Origin of the sequence: Hydrocarboniphaga sp. (assembly GCF_028291725.1) — a bacterium.
Taxonomy (GTDB): Bacteria; Pseudomonadota; Gammaproteobacteria; order Nevskiales; family Nevskiaceae; genus Hydrocarboniphaga.
In genome coordinates this window covers 79,798-101,950 of record NZ_JAQGNT010000051.1, presented here as the reverse complement: position 1 = coordinate 101,950, position 22,153 = coordinate 79,798, and the positions used below count along the sequence as shown (strand labels likewise).

Here is a 22,153-nt window from a genome sequence, read left to right as displayed (position 1 = left end):
ACCCGCCGTTTTGGCTCGCCCGGGCAGAAAAACGGCGGGTCTTGACCCGCCCTACGGGTGCGGCGCTGATACGTAGGGACTTGCCGATTGTCCTTTTCATTGCGCGCCGGGCGAGCGCAGCTTGCGTTTCTCGTCTTCGTCGACCGAGCCGAAGCCGAGCACGTCGACGGTGATCATCGTCGCCGCGTCGTCCGGCGCGCGGCTGCGCGCCAGATCCTGCGCGGCGTCGTTGGCGGCAGCCGCCGCAGAGCTCGCGGCGCCCAGCGCCGCGGTATTGACGACACTGCTCGGCACGCCGACCGAGTTGCCGCTGACCTGGATGTTGTCGGCGTTGGCCACCTGCAGTGCGGCGATATTCAAATTGCCGGACACGCGGATGCCGGCGTCGCCGGCGTCGACCGTGCCGCGCGGCGCGATCAGGTTGGCGCTGCCGGCGGGGCCATCCGGAACCGTCTGCAGCGTGGCGATGCCGGCGCCGCTGACCTGGCCTGCGGCGTCGACCAGGCAGAAGCGGTCGTTGTCGCAGAGATAGGTCGTGGATGGCAGCTCGCTGCTGGTCTTGGCGCCCTTGCCGGCGTTGATGTCGCCGTTGGAACTCCAGATCAGCACGTCGCCGCCCTGCTCGGTGAAGATGCGGCTCTGTGCGAGCAAGGTGCTCTGATCGGTGAACACGCGGATCGATCCGGTCTGCAGCGCCAGCAGCCCCTGACGGCTGGGCACGGCCGCCGCCGGTGCCGACGTGCTGCCGACGAGCACGCCGCCGCCGGGGCCAATCAGCGAAATGTCGCCGCCCTGCTGGGTCTGCACGGTGGCGCCGCGCATGTCGAAGCGGCCGGTGCTGACGGTCTGCGTCGCGCCGTTGCCGCCGCCACTCAGGTCGTTTTCGGTGTAGCCCAGATCCGACGGGAACAGCGAGGCGACCGCCGCATAGCCGCGTGCGTATTGGCGGTAGTTCGGACTCGTGGAATCGTTGTATTCCAGGCCGACGGTGTCGAGGATGTCGTAGAACACCGCGTAAGCTAGGCGCTTCTGCTGCTCGGTCGGCAGTTGCTGGAACACCGCCCAGGCCTGCCCCGCGGTGGGTGCCGGCGGTGCCGTGCTGCCGCTGGCCACCGCGGCGTCGGCCTGGATTTGCTGTACGAATGCGATCAGTTGATCGGTATAACTCGGCACATCGCTAACACTGCGGTCCGGCGCGATATAGGCCGCCGCGAATTCCTGCACCGCGATGCCGGGCGCGACGCCGAACTCGATCAACAGGTCGGCGCCGCTGGCGCGCTGCTGATACGGGTTGTAGAGATTGCCGACGCTGCGGAAGCCGGTCAGGGCGCCCGCGGCCTGGACGTTGTCGGCCGGAAGCGGCCCGATATCGCGGCCCGCCGACAGCAGCAGCGTGCCGGGCCCGCCGATCTCGATATGCGCGCTGAAGCTGGGTACGCGCTGGAAGTACAGATCGCGGCCGGCTTCGATCAGCGTGATGTCGGAGTCGTAAAGATTCTGGCCGACGAAGTTCAGGTTGACGATATCGCGGCCGGCGCGGAGTTGCGCCGGCTTGTTCGGCGCCAGGATCGTATTGTTGACGGTGACCAGGGTATCGACGATGTCGCCGTCGAGGCTGTAGATGATGACCGGCTGGGTATCAGCTGCGTGCAAAGCGCTCGCCTCGTGATTGAGCAAGGCACCCGTGCCGGTACTCAGACTCAGCAGCTGTGTACCGCCGCCGGGCGAGGCCATTCGCGAAGGATCGACGTCGAACAGGCCGAACACGGCATTCGGCGCGCCGCTGATGCTGACCGAGCCGGTTGCGAGCAGGCCGAGCTGGCCGGTTGGCGACGCCGACAGGCCGACACCGACGCCGGTACCGCCAAGATCGATGTCGAGGGCGCCATTGAACGCAGTCGCTTCGACGGTCGCCGGCCACACCGAGGTCGCTTGCAGTAGTGCTCCGGCAAGGCCATATCCATAGTTGGCCGACGGACGCGCCAGCAGCAGATCGCCGGCCAGCGATTCCACCCGCAGCGAGGAGCCAATGCCGTAAGGCTGCCAATCGAACGAAGCACTCATGTACGAGGGGTTGATCAGGTCGCCGATCTCCACACCCAGACGCGCACGCACCAATACCTGAGCGTTCTGCATCGCCACCACGGTGGACAAGCTGCCGGTCGCCGTGTCGATCGGGCCATTGCCGCTGGCGGCGATGCGCCCACCTGCTGTAATCAGGCCCTGGCCCTGCGACACGAAATAATCGCCGCCGAGGATGTCAGCGCCGGCCTGCACGCTCAGCGATCCGCCGCCGAGCACCGTGTAGCCGCTCGCCGCGTTCGCATCCAGCACATAGGTCGTCGGCAGCGACACCGAGAAGTCGGTGATGCTGCCACCCGCGCTGATGCTGACGCTACCGCCGGCGCTGAGCACGCCCTGATCGAAGTTCGCGAAATTGATCAGCCCATAATCCTGGGCGCTGGTATCGGTCGCGCACGCCGCGTCGTTGCCGCTGACCAGCGTGCTGCACAGGCCCTGCATCCACGGCCACCAGTACTGATCGATGACGACGCCGGCGACGCCGGTGCGGCTGCCGTCGGTATCGACGACGCCGCGGTAGCCGAGGATGTCGCCGCCGGCCGAAAGGTTCAGATCGCCGGCGGCCACCGGATGGCTTTCGCCGGTGTCGACCAGCCAGGGATGCGAGCCGTCGGTATACAGCACGCTGGCCGTCAGACCGAGCGGGGTGCCGGCCGCCGCGGTGCCCGCGGTGTAGATCACACCGGGTGCGACGGGGTCGCGCAGTGTGATGTCGTCGGCTGCGGCGATGTCGATCGCGCCGACGCCGCTGCGGATCATCGTCGGCGCGACCATGCTGCGCGACTGCGACGAATCCAGCGTGCTGAAAATGGTCGCGGATACGTGTCCGTCGACCACCACGTCGCCCTGCCCGGCTTCTAGTGCCGCGGCCGACAGCGCCATCGGATCGCTGCCGGCAAAGTCGGCACCGGCGACGATTCGATACGAGCTGGAATCGTAGCCGCGGATGACCTTGCCGCTGTCATCGACGGTGGAGGCAAGGCTCATTGCGAGCAGCGGCAAGGGCAGCCCGGCCGAGGACAGCGGCGAGATGCCGTTGGCATCGCTCGCGAGCGGCGCGATGACACCGTCGGCATCCGCGAACGGATTGTTGTACTGGAAGAAGCCGTCCGACAGGCTGGCCATGAACAGCGCGTCGCCAGTGGCGCGCAGGCTCAGCACCGGCGCGTTGCCCTGATAGCGATACAGCAGATCCAGCGAACCGTCGGCCAGGCGCGTGCCGGCACCGAGGTTCCAGTTGCTGAGCACGCGGATGTCGCCACCGTTGATCGCGGCGTCCGGATTGATCAGATCAATGCCGGGCCGCGCATGGAAGTTGGCGATGCCCGCAAATGCGTCTTCGAACGCGAACTGTGGGCTCTGCACGTAGTTCAGCAGCGTGTCGGCGTAGAAGCCGATGTGCGCAGCGTTGCTGCCGGACGCCAGCAGCAGGCCGTTGGCGTCGTACAAGCCGGCGGGATCGACGATGCCGTCGAAGTGCTGGCTGCCGCTTGTGGCATCAGTGGTGCTCCAGGTGGCGTAGGCCTCGAGCGTGACGTCGCGCGCGCCGATGATGTTCGCCTGCGCGGCCGGATCGATCACGACATTGACGCCGCCGTCCGACAGCAGCGGCGCGCGCAGATGCACGGTGCCACCGGCCAGCGAATCGGCCGCGTCGGCACCGCTGACATCGATCACCGCGCTCGCAGCCATCTCGATGCGGCCGGACTGCGCCGCATCGATCAGCTGATAACCGTATTGCGCGTCGTACCCGCCGGATGCGGTGCCGGTGGTGCCGATCGTGACACTGCCGCCGCGCTGGCCGCTGCTCGTCGCATGCGCATCGAGCCGGCCCTGCAGATCGACGCCGTCCTGGCCGTACAAAGTGATCGCGCCGCCGGCTGCGCCGGACGCATCGATTGCGCCACTGTTCGCTATCGTCACGCGGCCGCCGTCGGCCGTCAGTGCAACGGCGTCACCCTTCAATGTCGAGGCCAGAGACAGATCGCCACTGCGTGTTCTGACGCTGATGCTGTTATCGACACCGGCCGTCGCCAGCGTCGCGGCGAGGGTGTCGAGTGCGCCGAGACCGCCGCCGACATCGACGCTCAGCGAACCGCCTTGCCCCTGCGCCGCACCGCCACTGATCACGCCAGCCAGTGCCAACTCGCCTTCGGTCGCGACGATCTTCAGCATGCCGGCATCACCGCCTGCATCTTCCGCGGCAAAATCCAGACGCGAACCCGCGGCGGCGACGACGTCGCCATGCACCGACTCGAGATCGATGCGGCCGGCCGATGCGTATTGGTCGACGTCGAAATAAGTCTGGGTGACGCCGTGCACCGACAACAGCGCAGCGGCGCCGAGCGCGACATCGCCTGCGCTCGCCTGCAGGCCGATGTTGCCGGCCAGCGCCTGGATCGTGGTGCCGATACTGAGCGAGGACGCGACCAGGCTCAGGCTGCCGCCCAGCGGCGTCAGCTTCAGTGCATCGCTGCTGCTCGTGCCGGTCAGCGTCATATCGCCGCGGCTGAGCAGCACTGTGCTGGAGCCCGCATCGGCGATGACGACCGGCGCATCGATGCTGAGCTGGGCCGAGCCGAAGTCGATCGTGCCGATCGCCTGCGTCAGCACGCCCTTGCCGGCGACCGCGCCAATCTGCGAGTAACCGGAGAACGCGCTGTTGCTGCCGGCGAACACGAGCTCGTCGGCATTCAGCTGCAGAGAGCCGTTGCCACTGCTTGCTGTGCCTGCGGATGCAGTCAGCAGATTGCCCAGCGTCAATGTCTGAGCGGTGATCGCGACGTCGCCGCCATCGCTGTTGAACACGGCGGCGCCCAGCGTCAGCTCGCCGGCGAAATTCAGCGTCACGTCGCCGACGAATGTAGTGGCTCCGCGGCTGTTGAGGCTGAGGTGCTCGGCAGCGGAGAGTTGCGCCAGCGTCTGCTCGCTGATGACGATACCGCTCGCGTCAGCATCCGCCGCCGCGCCATCGCCGAGGAAGCTGATCTGGCTGCTGTTCGCGGCGATCGAATTCGCCGACAGGCCAGCGCTCGGGTCCAGACGTGTACTGCCGCTGGAATCCAGCGTGATCGAGCCGCTGTCGCCGCTTGCCGTGAGTCCGGCATTCGCGCCGATCACCAGTACGCCGTTGCCGGTGTCGCCGGTGTTGACGCGAGTGACGGCGACTTCGCCGCCATTGGAAATCCTCAGTAGCGCGCCATCGCCGCTGACCGCGCTCTGGTTGTCGCTGGCGACGCGGCCGATCGTGATCGGCGTGGCGCTAGCCGCGGTGCCGCGCGCCTCGATGAGACTGCCGTCGCCGACGACCACCGAATCGCTGCCGGCGACACCCTGCGCGACCAGCAGGATTTCCGGCGCAAACAGGGTTTCGCTGCCGTTGCTGACGACCACGCTGCTGGCGATCGGCGTAATGAAGTCGCCGTTGGCATCGCGCGTGCGCGTGCCGCCGATCAGCAGGCTGCCGGCGTTCAGCGCGCTCAGATCGGCTGCAGCGATGCCGACGTAGCCTTCGGCCGCGGTCTCGCCGGCGCTGATGATCTGGATCTGTGCCGACGCAATATCGACCTGCGCACTGGCGCCGCCGGTTGCCGCGCCGGACTCCAGCGTGGCATCGAGTGCCGACAGGATTTCAGTCGGCGCAATCACCAGACGACCGGCATCACGCGGCAACTGCGGCACTACCGTCGCCGCACGCGCGGCCTGCGCGGCAAAGAAAGTATCGGCGCTGGTCAGCGTGTACTCGGAATACTGCTGCCAGACGCTGGCGTCGGTGGACTGCACGTAGAACGCGGTGCTGCGCGCGTCGCGCGCGCCGCTGAAGCTGTCGACCAGATAACCGGCGACGTATTGCGTACCGTCGGCGAGCTGGACGTTCTGCGAAGCCAGCGTATCGATCGCGCCGCTGTCCTGCACCACGCGATAGGCGCCGGGCAGGGTCGCGTAACGCGCCGGCAGCAGGGTGTAGTCGCCTTCCGGCAGGCCCGGAATGCCGGACAGATGCACCGCCTGGCCGATCAGCGGATCAGCCGCGAGTTCCGGATCGTAGGCGGCGAGTTTGGACACGTCGCCGGGCAGGATCGCGTAGACGCCGCTCTGCGCCAGCACGTCCTTGGAGCCGCCGGTGCCGGCGACGAACTCGAGCGCCTGCAGATCGCCGCCGCCGGACAGATCGACCACCGCGCCTTGATCGAGCGCGACGTCGAGTGCCGACAAGCCGACGAATTTCGACGGCGGCGCGCTCAGATAGGCGCTGCTGCCTTTCGCCAGGTCGTACAGCAGATCGGTGCCGTCGACGGTGGACCCATAAGGCAGGATCGCGCCGTCCAGCGACACCGAGGTGAGGCTGCCCGCAGCCAGTTCGACGGTAGCGGTCGTCGTCAGCGCGACATTGAACTTGGAACTGGAGAACGTCGCCTGCGCCGTCGAGTCGTCCGGATCGGAGACCCCGAGCACGATCTGGCCCTGCGGTGCGCGCAGCACGCCGGACTGGATAATGTTCGTCGCATCGACCAGCAGTGAGCCGCCGGCCGACAGAGGTGTAGCGGTATTCGCGGCGACGCCTTCGGGCAGACCGAAGCTGATCGTGGTGTCGCGGTCGCCGCTGACCGCGGCGATGATGTAGCGATTGCCGGTCGCCGGATAGATGCGCGCGGCGTCGAAATGCAGATCGCCGCCGGACAGCAGCGCGCCGGTGTTGTTGCCGCTGGTGTAGGCCGCGGGCGTCGAGAAGCGTATGTCGGCCTGGCTGATGAAATGCGTGTCGATGAAACCGTCGATCGCGAATACGCCGCCAAGGTCGATCGCGTCGGCCGCAACGGTCAGCCGCATGTTTTCGCGAGCGGCCGGCGTTTCGGGCTGCTGATAGGCGCCGCCGGCGACATAACCGTGCAGCGCGACGTAGGGCGCGGACATCAGCACTTGCAGACCGTCGGCTGCCGTGTCGGCACCGATCACCGCCGCATTGGCGATGATAGCCCGGCCGGCCTGCAAATGGATGTTGCCGTCGCCGCTGACCGCATCTTGCGCGAATACGATCGGCAGCGCGGCGACGCCATTGGCCTTCAGTGGATCTTCACCGAGATAAAGATCGTCAATGCCCGAGCCATTCAGCAGATCGGCGGCGATATGAATATCGCCGCTGGGCGTGGCGGATGCTTCAACGACGCTGCCCGGCGTCAATCCGCCGATCGGCATCGCGACGCCGTGCTGGCTGATCACCAGCCGCTGCGCGCCGGTAAAGGTACGGGTCGAACCGTCGTCGCCGACCAGCACCGCGCCTTCGGTAGTCTCCGGTGCGATGGTCAGCACACCACCGCGGCCATGACCGCTGCCGTCGGCGGCGAAGCCGGCCTGCGCCGACAGCGTGCCGTCGAAATACAGGCCGGCGCCGGCGCCGAGCACGATGCTGCCGGCGTCGCTCCACACCGCCTGCGGCAGCACCGCGGTCGAGCCGCCGGCGGTGCGCAAATCGAACACGTCGCTGGCGCCGGACACGTCGATGCGCGAACCCGCCTGTGCCAGCACATAGCCGGTGTCGTTGCTCAGCACAACACTGCCGCCGTCGAGTACCAGGCCGGTGTGCGGCAGCTGATAGCGGCCGTTGACCAGCTGCGGCGCTGCGAGCCGGTCGACCAGTGACAGGCCAGACACGTCAAGCACGCTGGACGATCCCAGCCATACCGATTTGCTCGCCGACGCGTAGGCGGTGGCGCCGCCGAACACGCCCGGAACCTGCGCGTAACCATCCGAACTGGCGTCGCCGGTCAGGGTGATCGAGCCGGCATGCGCGACGATGCCGCCGAGCACGGTCACCTGGTTCAGCGAGCCGAGCGTGATATTGGCGCCGGTCTCGGCCTCGATACGCGCACCTTCGCCCAAAGATGTGGTGCCGGTGATGCACTCCTCGCCGATGTCGCACAGCGCCGAGTAGTTCGCGAACTCGCTGTTGCTGTTATTGGTCCAGCTCAGATAGCCGCCCGAATACAGCGCCAGCGAGGTCGGCGCCAAGCCCAGGTACTGGCCGTGGGCATCGCTCAAACCATCGCTGGCCACGTATGGGCCCAGCGTGGTCAGCGCATACACGTCACTACCGGTCGCGGCCTGCAACAGCCGCGAAAAATTCGCGGCGTTGTTGGAATCGAACACGTATTGCGTGGGCTGGACCAGGCTACCGTCGGTGATCGTGGCGTTGTACAACGCCACCAGTTCGTAGGACGCGAAGCCCTGGCCGGTGAAAAAATCCGCCGATAGCTGCAGCGTGCCGTCCGGCGCACTCGTCGATGCGCCGTCGCCGATGCGGAAACCGAGCGCCTGCAGACGCAATTCGCCGCCGCCGGAGAAACCGCTCGCGAGCAAAGTACCGTCAATCTGCAACTGCCCCTGCAAAGGCGCATGCGCGATGCCGGTTTCGATGTCGGTGAACAAGCTCGGCTGCGTGTAGGTACCGACCTGCGGCTGCGCATAAACCGCCAGTTCGATGTCGCCGCCGCGGCCGAGCGCGACGCCGTTGCTGCTGGCCAGGCGTCCGTTCTGCAGCACGCGACCGCCGCTGGAGACATCCAGCGTGCTGCCGGCGTCGAGTAGTACCGAGCCGGTCAGATCCAGCGTGGGGCCGAATACACTGGTCAAGGCATTGCGGTCACCGCTGAGCAGCTGCGCACCCGCCGCTGCTGCCGTCACCAGGCTGATGCCGCCACCATCGATAAACGCACCGCCGTTGATCGCGTCGGCGTCGAGGTCGGTGTCGTTGACCCAAAAGCCTCGCGTGCTCAGGGTGACGCCGCGCAGCACCTCGATATTGCCTCGCAGTGCAGCGCCGCTCGCGTCGCCGGCCGGCACGAAGATCGACGCGCCGGTGAACTGCGACAACATGGAACTGTTCGCGGTCTGGCCGATCGCGGTGATGTTGATCTGCCCGGAGCGCGCGATAAGATCGCCGGCCAGCGTGACCACCGAACCGGTCAAGCTGATCGAGCCACCGGGCTGAACGCTGAGTCCGGATTCCTCGACGCGAATCACGCCGCTGGTGACCAGCGACACCGACGAGAAGCCGCCACCGGCGAGCTGCTCGCCGGAAACTTCGCTCCAGTAGACCGCGAGTTCCGGATGATTCCAGGGATCGGCAACGCTGCTGTCCGCCGAGGGCATTACAGTGTCGTATTCGAACGGGCTCGCGATCGAACCCAGCTGCGTCGCCTGATCAACGATCAGATAGCTCAGCGCAGCACCACTGATCGATGCGCCGCCGGCGTCGCTGCCGCCGCCGATCTTGCCTATCTGAAAACTGCCGCCTGATGGAATCTCGCCGTCGGCGACCTGATGCCGGCCCGCGTAGGCCCGTGCCGAAAGGCTGCCGTTGAGGACCTGGGTATAGCCCACGGGCGTGTAGTCGCTGGCGTAGTAGCCGCTCAGCGAGAGGCTCAGAGTGCCGGCGTTGCCACCTTCGATGTAGTCCGACTCATAGCTGCTGCCGGACAGCAGGCCGTTGTGGAAGATCTCGGTCAGATTCGCGCGGGCATGATCGACGTCGGTCTGCCCGGCGAAGCCGCTGTAGATCTGGTCGGCATCGGCAGCGGCGATATCGATCATCGCACCGTTGGCGGCCAGCAGGCGCGTAGTCTGGATCGAGCCGCCGAGATAATGAATGTAGCCGCCGTCGAGATTCAGCTGCGATCCGCTCTGCGCGATCAGCTCCTGCCCCGACAGCGCGATCGCGCCGCCGTCCTGCAGCAGTTCGGCGATACCGCGCGGCACCAGCTCGACATAGCCGTTGACGTTGGCGACCGGCGTGCCGTACCAAATGCTGCCGTCGTCGCGCGTGCCGTGCTCGCGCGCGTCGACCGTGACCGCCGAGCCGAACAGAAAGCCGTCGCGCTGCAGCGGCGAATCCGCAAGTTCGTTCTGGCCCAGACGCGGCACGACCACCAGGTTCGCCGACATCGCCAGCTCGATGTTGGCGAGGCCGGAGACGTCGATCACCGCGCCGTTGTCGAGATAGATGCGGCCGGAAATGGCGCCTCCGATGCCGGTCGCCGGCGGCAGAGTGCCCGCCGCGATCGCATCCAGAGTCGCATTCAGACTCACGTTCTGGCCGGGCGCTTCGACCAGGCTGTCGCCCATCATCCGGATCGATCCGCCGCTGACCGCGATCGAGCCGCGCTTGAACGCCGCATCGGCGGCGGCGGATGAGGTTGTCGTCTCACCATCGTAGTCCGGCAGCAGCGCCAGCACGCTGCCGGCCTGCATGTCGACGACGCCGGTGTAACCGGACACCGAGCCTTGCGCCCCGTAGTTGTCGGCCTTGATGGTGATGCCACCGGGTCGCGTCAGACTGGTGGTCGCGACGATCGTGCTGTACTGCGTCAGCCCGGTGCCCTCGACCGCGGTGCTGCCGAGCGTGACATCGCTGCCGTCGAGCTCGACCGTGCCGCGGCGCACCTGGATCAGGCCAGTGTTTATCAACTCGCCCGGCGGCAGCGGCGTGTTGGCGTCGAGCCCCCGCGTTCCCGCGGCGACCGTGAATTTCAAGCTCGTAGTCGATGCGGCGTTGATCGTCATGCCGCTGCCGGCGGCGAGCACCACCTGGCCGTCGTCTGCGACGATCTGGCCGGCATTGCTGACAGTCGGCGCCGCGATCAGCATGTAGCCGTTGGCGCCGGTCTTCAGGCTTGCGCCGGCCTGGATCTCAATGTCGCCCATCGAGATCGGCACCGTCTTGCCAGTGGTTGCCGGCCCGGCCGGCGTGTCGGTGTACTCCAGCGGCTCGACCGGCTGCAGCAGCAACACGTCGCCGAAAAACACGCCTTTGGTCAGATAAGTGTAGTTGCTACCGAACGTGTCGGCGCCGAGGTTTCCGCCCAAAGTCGGATTCAGCGTGGTCGCCAGCAGCGAATGCACGTTGACCGTGCTCGATCCGCCGAAAATAAATCCGCTGGGATTGATCAGATAGACCGAGCCTTCGGCCTGGATCTCGCCGAGAATCTGGCTCGGCGACGCGCTGCCGCTGATGCGGTTCAGCGCGATCCAGTTGTTGCTGCCGTCGGCCTGGGTGCCGGCGCTCTGGTCGAAATGCAGCGTGGTGTTGCGGCCGACGTTGAACTGCTGCCAGTTCAGGATCGCCTTCTGGGCGGTCTGCTCGACGGTGACGGTGTGATGGGCATTGGCATCGACCGCATCGGTCGGCAGCTGAGCGTTGAGCCAGGTGCAGCTGTAAGTCGCGCAGCCGGCCGGATCGGCGAGATCGCGCGCCGCATTCGGATCGACCACGAGGCCGCCACCGCCGGCAGCGGTGAGCCCATCGGCCACGCCCTGCGGGTTCGGCTGCGCGATGCTGAGCTGGCGCGCGGCGAGCTGCGCCGACTGCGCCGCGGTGATCGCCGCAGCGGCACGCGACAGATTGGCCATCGAGCGACTGCTGTTCTGCAGCGCCTGCTGCGGCGTGGTAACAGCAATCGGCGAGTTGACCGACGGTGTGGTGGTGCTGCCACCGGTTGCGGGTACGCCGATCGCCGCCGCTGCCCGCTGCTGGGCAACCCAGGCGCTACTGCCGAACGGCGGCGGCGCCGCGAAAACCATCGGGCTGGCCGCCGCGCCGGCGACGACCGTGAGCCCCATGCCGCTGATGCGCGCGTAGCGGCACAGCAGGCCGCGCGGCGACAGGCGCGCCGGGTCCGGCCGTGGCGTCGTCGTAGCCTGCGTGCGTCGCGGTTGCTTGACCAATCTGCCCTGCTCTCAGATAAAAGCCGCGCGCCGGGCGCCGCCGCTTCGCGACACGCCGACATCCCCCACTCCCGCCTCCGGCACAGGCCGAAGAACGAGAGCCCGTTGCCGGCCCCCTGTGCAGCGTCGAGTGGCCGCTGCGTTCCACTGGCGAGCCCCGTCCGCCCGCAGTTGCCGGGTGCGGAGAGACTGCCTGTCGAGTTTCAGCGGGCAGGATGCTTGAGCAATGTTGCGGGTTCATGTCGGAATCATTGCCAAAGGGGTTCGCGGCGGGCTGTGTCATACAATTGTCACATTCTGCATTTAGCCTTTACCGGTGCTGCAGAGTGGCAGGTCATGTTGTCGCCGGCGAAAAAGCTTTCGGTTCCCCGCTTTCCAGGAGTGTCGTCATGTACTTTGCGCGCGAAGCCGTTTCAGCCGAAACCATCCAGCGCGCGATCCGCGCCCGCCTTGCCATCGCCTACGGCGCCAATAGCCCCTACGTCATACTGCCGCTGCCGATCCAGGAGATCCCGCCCGGCGACGATGGCGTTAACTGGCAGCTGAGCCTCGACTCGCAAACCGCAAGCGATGCCGGCATCGAAGCAGCGCGCCATGCGGCCGCCGACGTCGCTGGCACATTCAACGTCGGGCGCGCTTACCACTAGCCCACTGTGGGAGCGGGTCGTACCCGCGACTGTGCTCTTCAAAGCCTCAGTCGCGGGTACGACCCGCTCCTACAGTGGTAGTGACGGCCAGGCCAGTGGACCAGGCCGAAGCCGCACGCTCCGGATCCTTATTCCTGCGTGACCTCGAAGCGATCGTATTGCGCGTGGCTCCAAAGCACCGAGAACGAGATGACGTGTGCGGTTCCAGCGTCGTGCTTCAGCGAGAACATGCAGAACAGGCTCACCTCGCCGTCTTCGCCGAAGAGGCTGAGCTTGCTGTTCTTGTCGCACACCAGCGGCTGCCCGTCCTCGAACGCCTTGAAGGACGCGCTGGTATCGTCGTGCCCGCCCAGGAAGCTGACGACGAAGCGGTATTGCCCGGGCGCTCCGGTGCCGACCACCGCGCATTTGATCTCGCGACTGTCGCCGGGCATCGCCGGCGCATCGCAGCTAAGGTGCTTCGTTTTCGGATTCGAGGTCGGGCCGGGACCCGGTTCAGCGGCCTCGACCATCGGCATGCAGACGAGCGCGAGTACAGCCAGTGCGAAACGATTCATCGGACGGAATAGTGGTGGCTTGAAACGCGGAGTCTGGGACACCGATGTTTCAATACGTCGCTTCAACGGCCCGCGGGCTATCGTCATGAAACCTGGATGACCAGCGCCGGGGAATAAGCAATCGCTCCGGATGTCAGTGAACGCCGACGCGCCCGGAACTGGTAGGTGCCGGGGCCGGCATCCGGAACGAAGCTCACTTTGTTTTTGCTCGTGCCGGAGCGGAACGCGACAAACGAAGCATCGCTAGGGCGCTGGATTTCGACATCGTAGACGAATCCGGAGGCGGCCTTCGCGAGTGCCCATTTCAGCGTGAAGCTCGTCGAGATACTGCCCTCGGCCGGCTTGCCCGTCATAGCGACGGCGACCGTTCCATGCATCGACGAATGGAACGAGCAGCCGTAATCGTAGGTGCCTGCGGCATCGAACAGCTGCGTGAAGACACCGCCCTTGGTCTCGTAGCCCGAGTCGAAGGCTCCGCTTCCGGACTCGTCGGTCACCGTGTGTCCCGCGATGTCGTAGAAGCGCCACTCCACGGTGTCGCCGAAGACCAACGGCGTGTTCGCGGGCACGTAGGTGTAGTTCACGGTCGAGGCGTGCTGCGGGCCGTTCGGAATCCAGTCCAGCTGCGCGACGGCTTCGGAATTCATCTCCGCAGGGAACAGGCGAATGCGCGCGACCTGTCCCGACGCGTCCTCGCCAGTGGTTCCGTCGGTGGTGTTGTCGAAAAAGAAACGCAGCGCATTCTCCGGGCCGATGACGCCCAGGTTGCCGGAATCGGTCACCGCAAAAGTCGGCAGCCCGTCGAGATAGCCGGCGAGCCGGCCGGTGGACGAATTGCGCGTAAGGACGTACTGGTGGAATTCGCCCGGCGTCGCGGCCGCGGGGCTGGAGCCGTTCGCAGCGGGAGGAAAGGACAAGGTCCCGCTGACTTCGTAGAGCCCGCTGTCCGACGTGCCGCTCTTGAAATCCACCAGGCGCCGTCGCCCGCTGATGTCGTCGATCCCGGCCAGCACGGCGATTGTGTAGTCGCCGTTGCCGACCAGCTTGGTCGTCGGCTGCAACTGCAGGCCGGCATGTAACGGAAACTGCAGCACCTGACGCTCAACGCCGTCGACGGTTGTCGTCACATAGGTGTTGCCCGAGGCGAGCAGCACCAGGGGCGGTGCCTTTTTCTTGTTCGCGGAACTGCTCAGGCTGTCGTTGAACTGATAATCGGCGGTCGGCTCGCCAGCGGCAGCGCTCGCGGCCGCTATCAGTGTGGCGGCGGCAAACAGCCTTGCGATATCTGTACGCTTTTTCATCGGCTCTCCATTTTTATTACTTCCTCCGCCTGCGGGGGAAGGAGACAAACTAAGACAAAATCGCGACGATCCGCCCGATCGACCAGAACGCGGCGACGCCGCCGATCGCATAGAGCGCCGGCGTTCGCGCCAGCGCGGTCTGCGGAAAGCGGGCGAACGAGCGGTACAGCGCGAACGCCACGCCGATCACCAGCAGCTGGCCGATCTCCACGCCGACGTTGAAAGTCAGCAGCGCGACGGCGAGATGCTGCTGCGGCAGGCCGATCTCCTTCAGCGCGCCGGCGAAGCCCAGGCCATGTACCAGTCCGAACAGGAAGGCCACCAGCGCCGGCCAGCGGCGCGTCAGCGTCCGCTCGCCATGCAAGGCCTCGCCGGCGACCAGCATGATCGACAGGGCGATCGAGGCTTCCACCGGCGGTGAGCGCAGGGTGAGCCAGCCCAGCGAGCTCAGCACCAAGGTCAGGCTGTGCGCGAGTGTGAAGGCGGTGATCGTCAGCAGCAGCTGGCGCCTGAAACCCACCAGAAACAGCAGCGACAGCACGAAAGCCAGATGGTCGAAGCCGGTGAGGATGTGCTCGACGCCCAGCACCGTGTAGGCGCTGGCGATCTCACCCATGCCGCGCCGGTCGTCGGCGGAGCCGTACAGATGCGCTTCGGTCTGGCCAGTGGTGAAGGTGTAGACGCGCGACTGGCCGTCGATCCAGCTGACTTTGATCATCGCGGCGGAGAACGTCTTGCCGACGCCTGCTACCCGCAGCGTACCCTTGAGTCCGTCCTTGCCGCAGTGAAGCACGCCGTCTCCCACCTGGCAGGTCTGGGGCCACACCGCGGTCAGTTCATCCTCCGGAGCGCGCTTTTCGCCGGGGCCCCACTGCCACATGAATTCGCCCGGTGCGGTTTCACGTACCGACATCTCGGCCATCGAGATCTCGTGCGCCGCAGCGGCCTGCGCGAACAGGCCGACCAGCGCCAGCAGCATCAGTCGCAATGCGCGGCTCATGGCTTCGCCGGCTCGGTCTTTTCGACCTTGATGGTGTACTCCTTCGCCAGTGCACGCACCGCGGCGCTGCGCTGCTCCGCGAGCGTGGCGTCGGTCAGATCCGCCGACAGCACGCCGCGCAGACTGTCGAAGTCCGCGGCCTTCGCCGGTGTGATCACGGTCAGCTGGACGACGTGCCAGCCGTCCTTGGCCGATAGCGCGTGCCAGTGCCCGGCTGCGGTGCCGGCCAGCGCTTTGGCGAAGTCGGCGCCGTAGCTCTGTTCGACATTCGACAGCGGCCGGCCGGTGAACACGCGCAGGCCCGCCTGCGAATCACCCGGCTGCCCGCGGTTGAGCGCCTCGGTGAAGGCCCGCACAGTGGACTCGGAGCGTTCGCCGCTGAGCACGGCTTCGTTGAAGTCGTAGCGTGCCGGCTCGTCGTATTTGTCGCGATGGCTTTCCAGCCAGTCTTTCAGCATTTTGTCGGTGATCGGCGGCATCTTGACGCTGGCGTCAATGTTGCTTAGCGCCTTGAAAATCACACGATCGCGTATCGCGGGATCGCCGCGATCCACCTGCATCTTGAGGCCTTCGCGATACAGCACCTCGTTGTCCAGCCACACTTTGCGCAGCGCGTACAGCTCGTCCTCGTTGGGCGCGCGTCCGCGCGCCTTCTCGAACACGTCGCGTGCCTCGGCATCGACTTTTTCGTCGATGACGATCACGTGCGGATCGCCGGCGCGGCTGGAGATGACATGGTCGGCGGCGAACAGCACGCCGCCGAGCAGCACGAAATGAAGCAGGGGCTCGCGCATCCACGCGGGAAATCGGGGCGTGCTCGACGGCACGGTCTTGGGGCGATCGGAAGCGGTGGCTTGCAGGGAAGTGTTCATTGGGTTGGTGTGCATTTTGATCAAGCAAAAACGAGAAAAGGCGCCGCGCGATCTGATCGCGCGGCGCCGTCCTACTTGCAAAACTTGACGCGGTTGTAGCTCAGCTCACTTCTGCGCGACGACTTTCGCCGGTGCCGCGGCGATCTCGATGAAGATCGGGTTGCTGTAGAACCACAGGTCCGACCAGGCAGCGACGTCGTAGCTCACCATCTTCTGGCCGTTGAGCGTACCCAAATGCGAGGGGCAGCCGTCGTACTCGGTGGTGCCGACCGCCGTGCAGGGGATCTTCAGGTTGGCGCCAGCCGGCTGGCCGTCCGTACCACCCGGAACCGTCGGATTGATTGCTCCGTTGTTGGTGTGCAGATCCGGCAACGGGTTGCCGCTGGCGTCGGTCTCAAACGGCACCGAAGCCGGCATGTTGCTGCCGCGCAGACGAATGTACTGCGTAGCCGTCGGAGCGCTGATCTTGTACGTGACCACCTTGAACTCGGCGTCGCCGTCGATGGTCTTCGCCGCGGCGATGGGGAAGGTCTTGACCAGCGCTGCCGTGGTGTTCTTGGCAGCCGCCGGCACGTTGTCCATGTTCGGATTGGTGATCCAGTCCGCCGGCCACGCACCCGCATAGTCCGAGCCGCTTGGCGAACGCAGACCCGTGACCAGGCCGTCGATGAGGTCGATGTGATCGAGCACCGGCTTATTGATCGGCTGCTGGATACCCACCTGCTGCAGCGACGGGTTGTTGAACGTGTACGGCGAGAAGTTGGCACCGTCCGGATCGCGCGCCACGATCGCCACGATCACATCGCTACCGGCCGGGACCTGCAGGTGCTGGCCCATGTTCGCGCAAGCGCTGTTGGCGACCGCGATGTTGCTCATTGCGGCGTTTTCGGCGAGCTTCTTGACCTTCTTGTTGTCGAGGCCGTAGCAGGCGATGAACGACAGCCGGTCGATCAGCTGGCCGCCGGCGGCGAACGCATTGCCCGTGCGCAGGCCATCGACGACGCTCTGCGGCTTCAGGCGGCCGTCCTTTTCGTTGGGTTGGACCAGCACATAGGTGCGCTGATATTCGCCCGGAAAGAAGTCCTGGCTGGAGCGACGATCGTCCGGCCCGAAGATGCCGCGGTTGTGCCAGTCGGAACTGGCGAAGAAGAAGAAGTTGCGGCCTTCGCCGAGCAGCGCATCCCAGACGCCGCCGATCTGCGCACCGTAGACACCGGTGCCGCCATAGGTCGTGCCGCCCACGGAGTCGACGTTGACGCCGGCGATGTTGTTGCGGTTGACCGTGTATTCGCCGCGCGCATCGGATGCACCGTGGCCCGGCTGCGTCTCGAAACCGAACGCGATGTCGGGGGCGATGTTGTTGTAGTTGCGCAGATTCTCGATGTTGTAGCCGTTGTTGCCGTCCGGGTTGAACGGCCCGGCGCGCTCGAGATGCGCCGGGATGTAGTAGCTGTCGTCACCGTGGTACTGCGCGAGCCACTTCATCGATTCGTTCGACTTGGCGTCGCCCTTGGTGCCGGTGCCGGTGCCGCTGGCGGGGATCAGCTTCTGCGCGGTGGCGTTCCAGCTCGGATCACTGGCATTGGCGCTGCCCGGAACCGAGCAATCCCAGTTGTTGCCGATGCCGCTGCCAACAGCGGTGTTGCCGCGGCTGGTGTCGGTGTCATTGCGGTCAAAGCAGTATTCCCACTGGGCGAGCGCGTTGGCGTTGCCCTTGGGCAGGTAGCCGGCCGTCGTCGGCAACGGATGAGTGTAGATCGAGTTCGGAGTCTGGCCATCGACCACGGACATGGAGACGTGCTCGTGACCCGGGGCCACGCTTTCAACGCCGATGAACAGCGGCTTGTCGAGGTAAGCAGCGAAGTATTCAACCAGCGGGTACTGGATTTCCTGCACCGACTGCCAGCGCCACATGTTCTGGCTCGGCGCGGAACCGGAGACCAAACCCTTCGGGGTGACGGAAGGATTGCTGTTCTGCCAGGTGGTGTTCGGGCCCAGCTGGGTGATGCCGTCAGCCGCGTAGGCCAGCGGGTAGGCCGGCGTAGCCAGGGTCGCGTCCTCGGCCAGCGTGCAGTTGCGGTTGCCGTTGCCGCCGTGGCCGGACTGCACGAACCAGTCGAGACCCCACGGCGTCTGGGTCTTGTCGGTCGCCTTCTTGATCAGCTTCTGCATCGAGATGGTGCCGTCGGAGCAGGTCGTGTGGTTGTGAAAGTCGCCGGCGACGTAGGTCGCGACAGGCTTGGCGGCACTGGCGACGGTCGGGGCCAACGCAAACGCGGCGGCACCGAAGGCGCCGGCAACGGCGATGGCAAGCGGGGTTTTGTCGAATCTACGGCTCATGGATAAGGCTCCCTTATTGTGTAAGACGAACTACAGAAAAGTGTGAAGACTTTGCGCCCCCACACATCGAATGGCGGCCACCCTAAACGCGGTAAGTGACGGACCGGTTACGGAATCGTGAAATCGCGCGCGTCGCCGGCTGCCATCAAGCCGTCATCTGTGCATGCGCAGAATCGCGGTTAATTCCTGCGATGCCCGCAAGCCCATGTCGACCCCCGTGCCGGAAGTCATCGGACTGTTCCCGGTCCCGTTCATGCGCATCCCACGGGCGCTGCCGGAGGTGCTGGTCAGGGACCTGGCGGCACACTTTGGTGCTAACGCCACGCTCGCCAACAACTCCTCGGAGAACCTGTCGCACACCGCGATGCTCAAGCCCGGCGACAGCCCGCTGTTCGTGCAGGCGGCCGGCGTGATTTCGCCGTTGCTCGCCGACTTTGGCGCGGTGTTGTTCGGCGAGCAGCTGGGCTGGTCGCTGAAGGAAATGTGGGTGAACGTGCTCGACACCGGCGGCCGGCAGGCGATGCACAACCACGCCAACAGTTTCATCTCCGGCGTGGTCTATCTGACGCCTACGCATGCCGATGCGCGCACCGTGTTCATGAAGTCGCCCGGCGGTACCGATTTCGCGTTCCGCAACGATCACGCCGGCGTCACCACCGGCCGCTACAACGCGGACAAATGGATCAGCCCGCCACCGCAGCCCGGTGACATCGTGCTGTTCCCCAGTTACCTGCTGCACGCGGTGCCGCCGAACCCCGGCGCCCGCCGCATCACGCTGTCGTTCAACGCGATACCGACGCGGCTGGATTCCTGGGGCTACCAGATTGTCTTCAGCGGTTGAACATGGATGACAACAGGATCGGCGCAAAGGAATCTCTGCGCAGTTGCGTGTGCCTCAATCGCGGCCGAGGACCGCTCCCACAGGCATCTTGCGGCGCGGTGATACGCGACTGTAGGAGCGGTCCTTGACCGCGATGATGCCGGCGCAGAACTCACTCACGAGCATGCGTAGCCAGAAGCTGGCGCTGATCCTGATGTTCGCCTCCGGCTTCGCCTCGCTGGGCTACCAGATCGTGTGGACGCAGCAGGCGGCTCTGTGGCTGGGACACGAGGCCGCGGCGGTGCTCGCCGTCGTCGCTGCCTTCTTCGCCGGACTTGGCGTCGGCGCCCTGCTGCTGGGCGAGCGCATTTCCCGCAGCGCGAATGCGGCGCGCTGGTATGCGGGCTGCGAGATAGCGATCGGTGTATGGAGCCTGGCCCTGTCGGTGCTGCTCGCTCCGGTCACGGCCGCCCTGCTAGACCTGATCGGGCCACAGCCTTCGCCGCTGCGGCATTGGGCCCTCGCGTTTTGCGGCACGTTCATGCTGTTACTGCCGGCGACCGCGCCGATGGGCGCGACGCTGCCGGCTATGCAGCGCCTGGTGGCGAGGCTGCACCGCCAGGGCAGCTCCGTTGCCGCGCTCTATGCCGGCAACACTTTCGGCGCCGTGGTCGGCGTGCTCGCCGCTGCTTTCGTGCTGGTGCCGCAATGGGGCCTGTCGCGCACGGCCGGCCTGTGCGCGGCCTTGAACCTGTTGTGCGCGGTCGCGACGTTGGCGCTGATGCGCGGTCCGGCCGATCCGCTTATGAAGCTCGATGCGACCCGGGCACCGCTGCCGCGCGCGAGCGCCTCGCTTTGGCTGCTGGCGGCGACCGGCCTGCTCGGCATCGGCTTCGAGGTGGTGGTGGTGCGCGTACTGGCCCAGGTCGCGCAGGACACGGTGTACACCTTCGCCCTGCTGCTGGCGGCGTACCTGCTGGGTTCCGCGATGGGCGCAGCGGCTTACGCACGCTGGCCGTCCGGCGGCGCCGACCGCCGCAGCGACGCACTGCTGCGCGCACTCGCGCTGACCTGCCTGTCGGGAATGCTGGTGCTATCGCGCGCGCCAGGCCTGCAGGCCGCCGTCCAGTCGGTGCTGGGCGCCGGCATGGCGCAAGCGCTGCTAGCCGAGGCGGCGCTGGCGGCGGCGGCCTTCCTGCCGGCGACTTTCGTGATGGGCGCGCTGTTCAGCCATCTGTCGACGCTCGCTATTTCGCGGAGCATTCCGCTGGGCCGAGTGCTCGGCGCCAATACACTCGGGGCGGCGCTGGCGCCGCTACTGTTCGGCGTCTGGCTGATCCCGGCGATCGGCACGCGCACGTCGCTCGCGCTACTGGCCGCCGGCTACTTGCTGCTGTCGACCCGCGCCGCGTGGAAAGCGCCAGCGCAGTACCTAAGCGCAGCGGCGGTGATCGGTGCCAGCTGGCTAGTCCCCAGCCTGGCGATCGTCGATGTGCCCGAGAACGGACGTATCGTCCGCTACGCCGAAGGCGTGATGGCCGCGGTCAGCGTGGTCGAGGATGGCGACGGCGTCGCGACGCTGCACATCGACAACCGTCAGCAGGAAGGCAGCAGCGCGACGGTGTTCGCGGACGCGCGTCAGGCGCTGCTGCCGCTGCTGCTGCACCCGCAGCCGCGACGCGCGCTGTTCCTCGGCCTCGGCACCGGCGTGACTGCCGCCGCCGCGGCGCAGGATCCGGGGCTAGCCGTCGACGCCGTCGAACTGCTGCCCGAAGTCATTGCCGCGTCCGCGCTGTTCCGCGAGCAGCTGGCCGGCGCTGGCGCGAATCCGCGGCTGCACCTGCTGGCGGGCGATGCAAGGCGCTACGTGCGCACGACGCCGCAACACTATGACCTGATCGTCGCTGACAATTTTCATCCGGCACGCAGCGGCTCCGGCTCGCTCTACACCGTCGAACACTTTGCCGCGGTCCGCGAGCGCCTGGCGCCCGGTGGCCTGTTCTGCCAGTGGCTGCCGCTGCACCAGCTCGATCTCGATACGCTGCGCAGCATCGTGCGCAGCTTTCTGGCGGTGTACCCGGACGGCAGCGCGATGCTCGCGACCAACAGTCTGATCACCCCGGCGATCGGCCTGGTCGGCCGCCGCGATGCTGCTCGCTTCAAACCATCCGAGGTTCGCGATCGCATTGCCGGCGCGAATCTGCTGCATGCGCCGGCCGAGTTCGGGCTGCCGGACGAAGTCGCCGTGCTCGGCAGCTTCACCGCCGGCCCGCAGGCTCTGGCGCGATTCGCCGGCGACGCCGCACTGAATACCGACGATCATCCGGTCGTGGCCTATCGCGCGCCGCGCATCACCTATGTAGCCGCATCCTCGCCGGCGGATCGTCTGCTGGCGTTCTCGCAGGCCGTTGCGCTAGCGCCCGGCGACGTGCTCGACAGCAGCACCGACCCTGCCTTTGCCGCGCGAATCGCGGCGTACTGGCTTGCGCGGGACCGCTACCTTGTGGCCGGCCGCAAGGTGACGCCGGTCGCCGATCCGCGCCAGATGATCGAGCAGGTCGGCGGCCCGCTGCTGGCCGTGCTGCGCACCAGCGCCGACTTCCGCCCGGCCTACGACCCGCTGCTGCAGATGGCCGCGATGCTGGCCGCGGTAGACGTAGCCTCGGCGCGCACACTGCTGATGCAGCTGAAAGCCGTGGCGCCGGATCGTCCGGAAGCGGCGCAGCTGCTGGAGCGGATGGCATCATCGGCCGGCGATTGAATCGTCGGTATCGGCACTTGGTTACGCATTTGCAACGCAAGCCAATACAAGCT

General features: G+C 66.4%; 9 protein-coding genes. 3 read left to right on the top strand and 6 right to left on the bottom strand.

Annotated features, from left to right (window positions below; translation table 11 throughout):
* Positions 1–96: 96 nt before the first annotated feature.
* A complete protein-coding gene (locus JWQ90_RS14580) occupies positions 97–11,802 on the bottom strand; it encodes a filamentous haemagglutinin family protein (RefSeq protein ID WP_299695487.1) in 11,706 nt (3,901 codons plus the stop codon).
* Between the two features lie 389 nt (positions 11,803–12,191).
* On the opposite strand from JWQ90_RS14580, the gene JWQ90_RS14575 reads away from it, so the two are divergent.
* A complete protein-coding gene (locus JWQ90_RS14575; RefSeq protein ID WP_299695485.1) occupies positions 12,192–12,449 on the top strand; it encodes a hypothetical protein in 258 nt (85 codons plus the stop codon).
* Positions 12,450–12,577: 128 nt separating this feature from the next.
* Here the strand turns inward: JWQ90_RS14575 and JWQ90_RS14570 are convergent, their stop codons facing one another.
* From JWQ90_RS14570 to JWQ90_RS14550, 5 genes are all read right to left on the bottom strand, one after another.
* Entirely contained in the window at positions 12,578–13,048 is a 471-nt protein-coding gene (locus JWQ90_RS14570) for a hypothetical protein (protein WP_299695483.1), read from the bottom strand.
* A gap of 41 nt (positions 13,049–13,089) precedes the next feature.
* On the bottom strand, positions 13,090–14,307 hold the full coding sequence (locus JWQ90_RS14565; RefSeq protein WP_299695481.1) for a hypothetical protein: 1,218 nt from the start codon (positions 14,305–14,307) through the stop codon (positions 13,090–13,092).
* A 49-nt stretch (positions 14,308–14,356) separates the two neighbouring features.
* Positions 14,357–15,307 carry a HupE/UreJ family protein gene (locus tag JWQ90_RS14560; protein ID WP_299695480.1) on the bottom strand — a complete coding sequence of 317 codons (951 nt, stop codon included), beginning with the start codon at positions 15,305–15,307 and terminating at the stop codon, positions 14,357–14,359.
* Complete coding sequence (locus JWQ90_RS14555; RefSeq protein WP_299695478.1) at positions 15,304–16,179, bottom strand: peptidylprolyl isomerase; 876 nt, start codon at positions 16,177–16,179, stop codon at positions 15,304–15,306. The genes JWQ90_RS14560 and JWQ90_RS14555 overlap by 4 nt, the downstream gene beginning before the upstream one ends.
* 105 nt (positions 16,180–16,284) lie before the next feature.
* Complete coding sequence (locus tag JWQ90_RS14550) at positions 16,285–18,519, bottom strand: hypothetical protein (protein WP_299695476.1); 2,235 nt, start codon at positions 18,517–18,519, stop codon at positions 16,285–16,287.
* 205 nt (positions 18,520–18,724) lie between these two features.
* On the opposite strand from JWQ90_RS14550, the gene JWQ90_RS14545 reads away from it, so the two are divergent.
* Positions 18,725–19,360 (top strand): putative 2OG-Fe(II) oxygenase, encoded by a 636-nt coding sequence (locus tag JWQ90_RS14545; protein ID WP_299695474.1) that lies wholly within the window; start codon positions 18,725–18,727, stop codon positions 19,358–19,360.
* A 133-nt stretch (positions 19,361–19,493) separates the two neighbouring features.
* On the top strand, positions 19,494–22,100 hold the full coding sequence (locus JWQ90_RS14540) for a fused MFS/spermidine synthase (protein ID WP_299695584.1): 2,607 nt from the start codon (positions 19,494–19,496) through the stop codon (positions 22,098–22,100).
* The last annotated feature ends 53 nt before the right edge of the window (positions 22,101–22,153 follow it).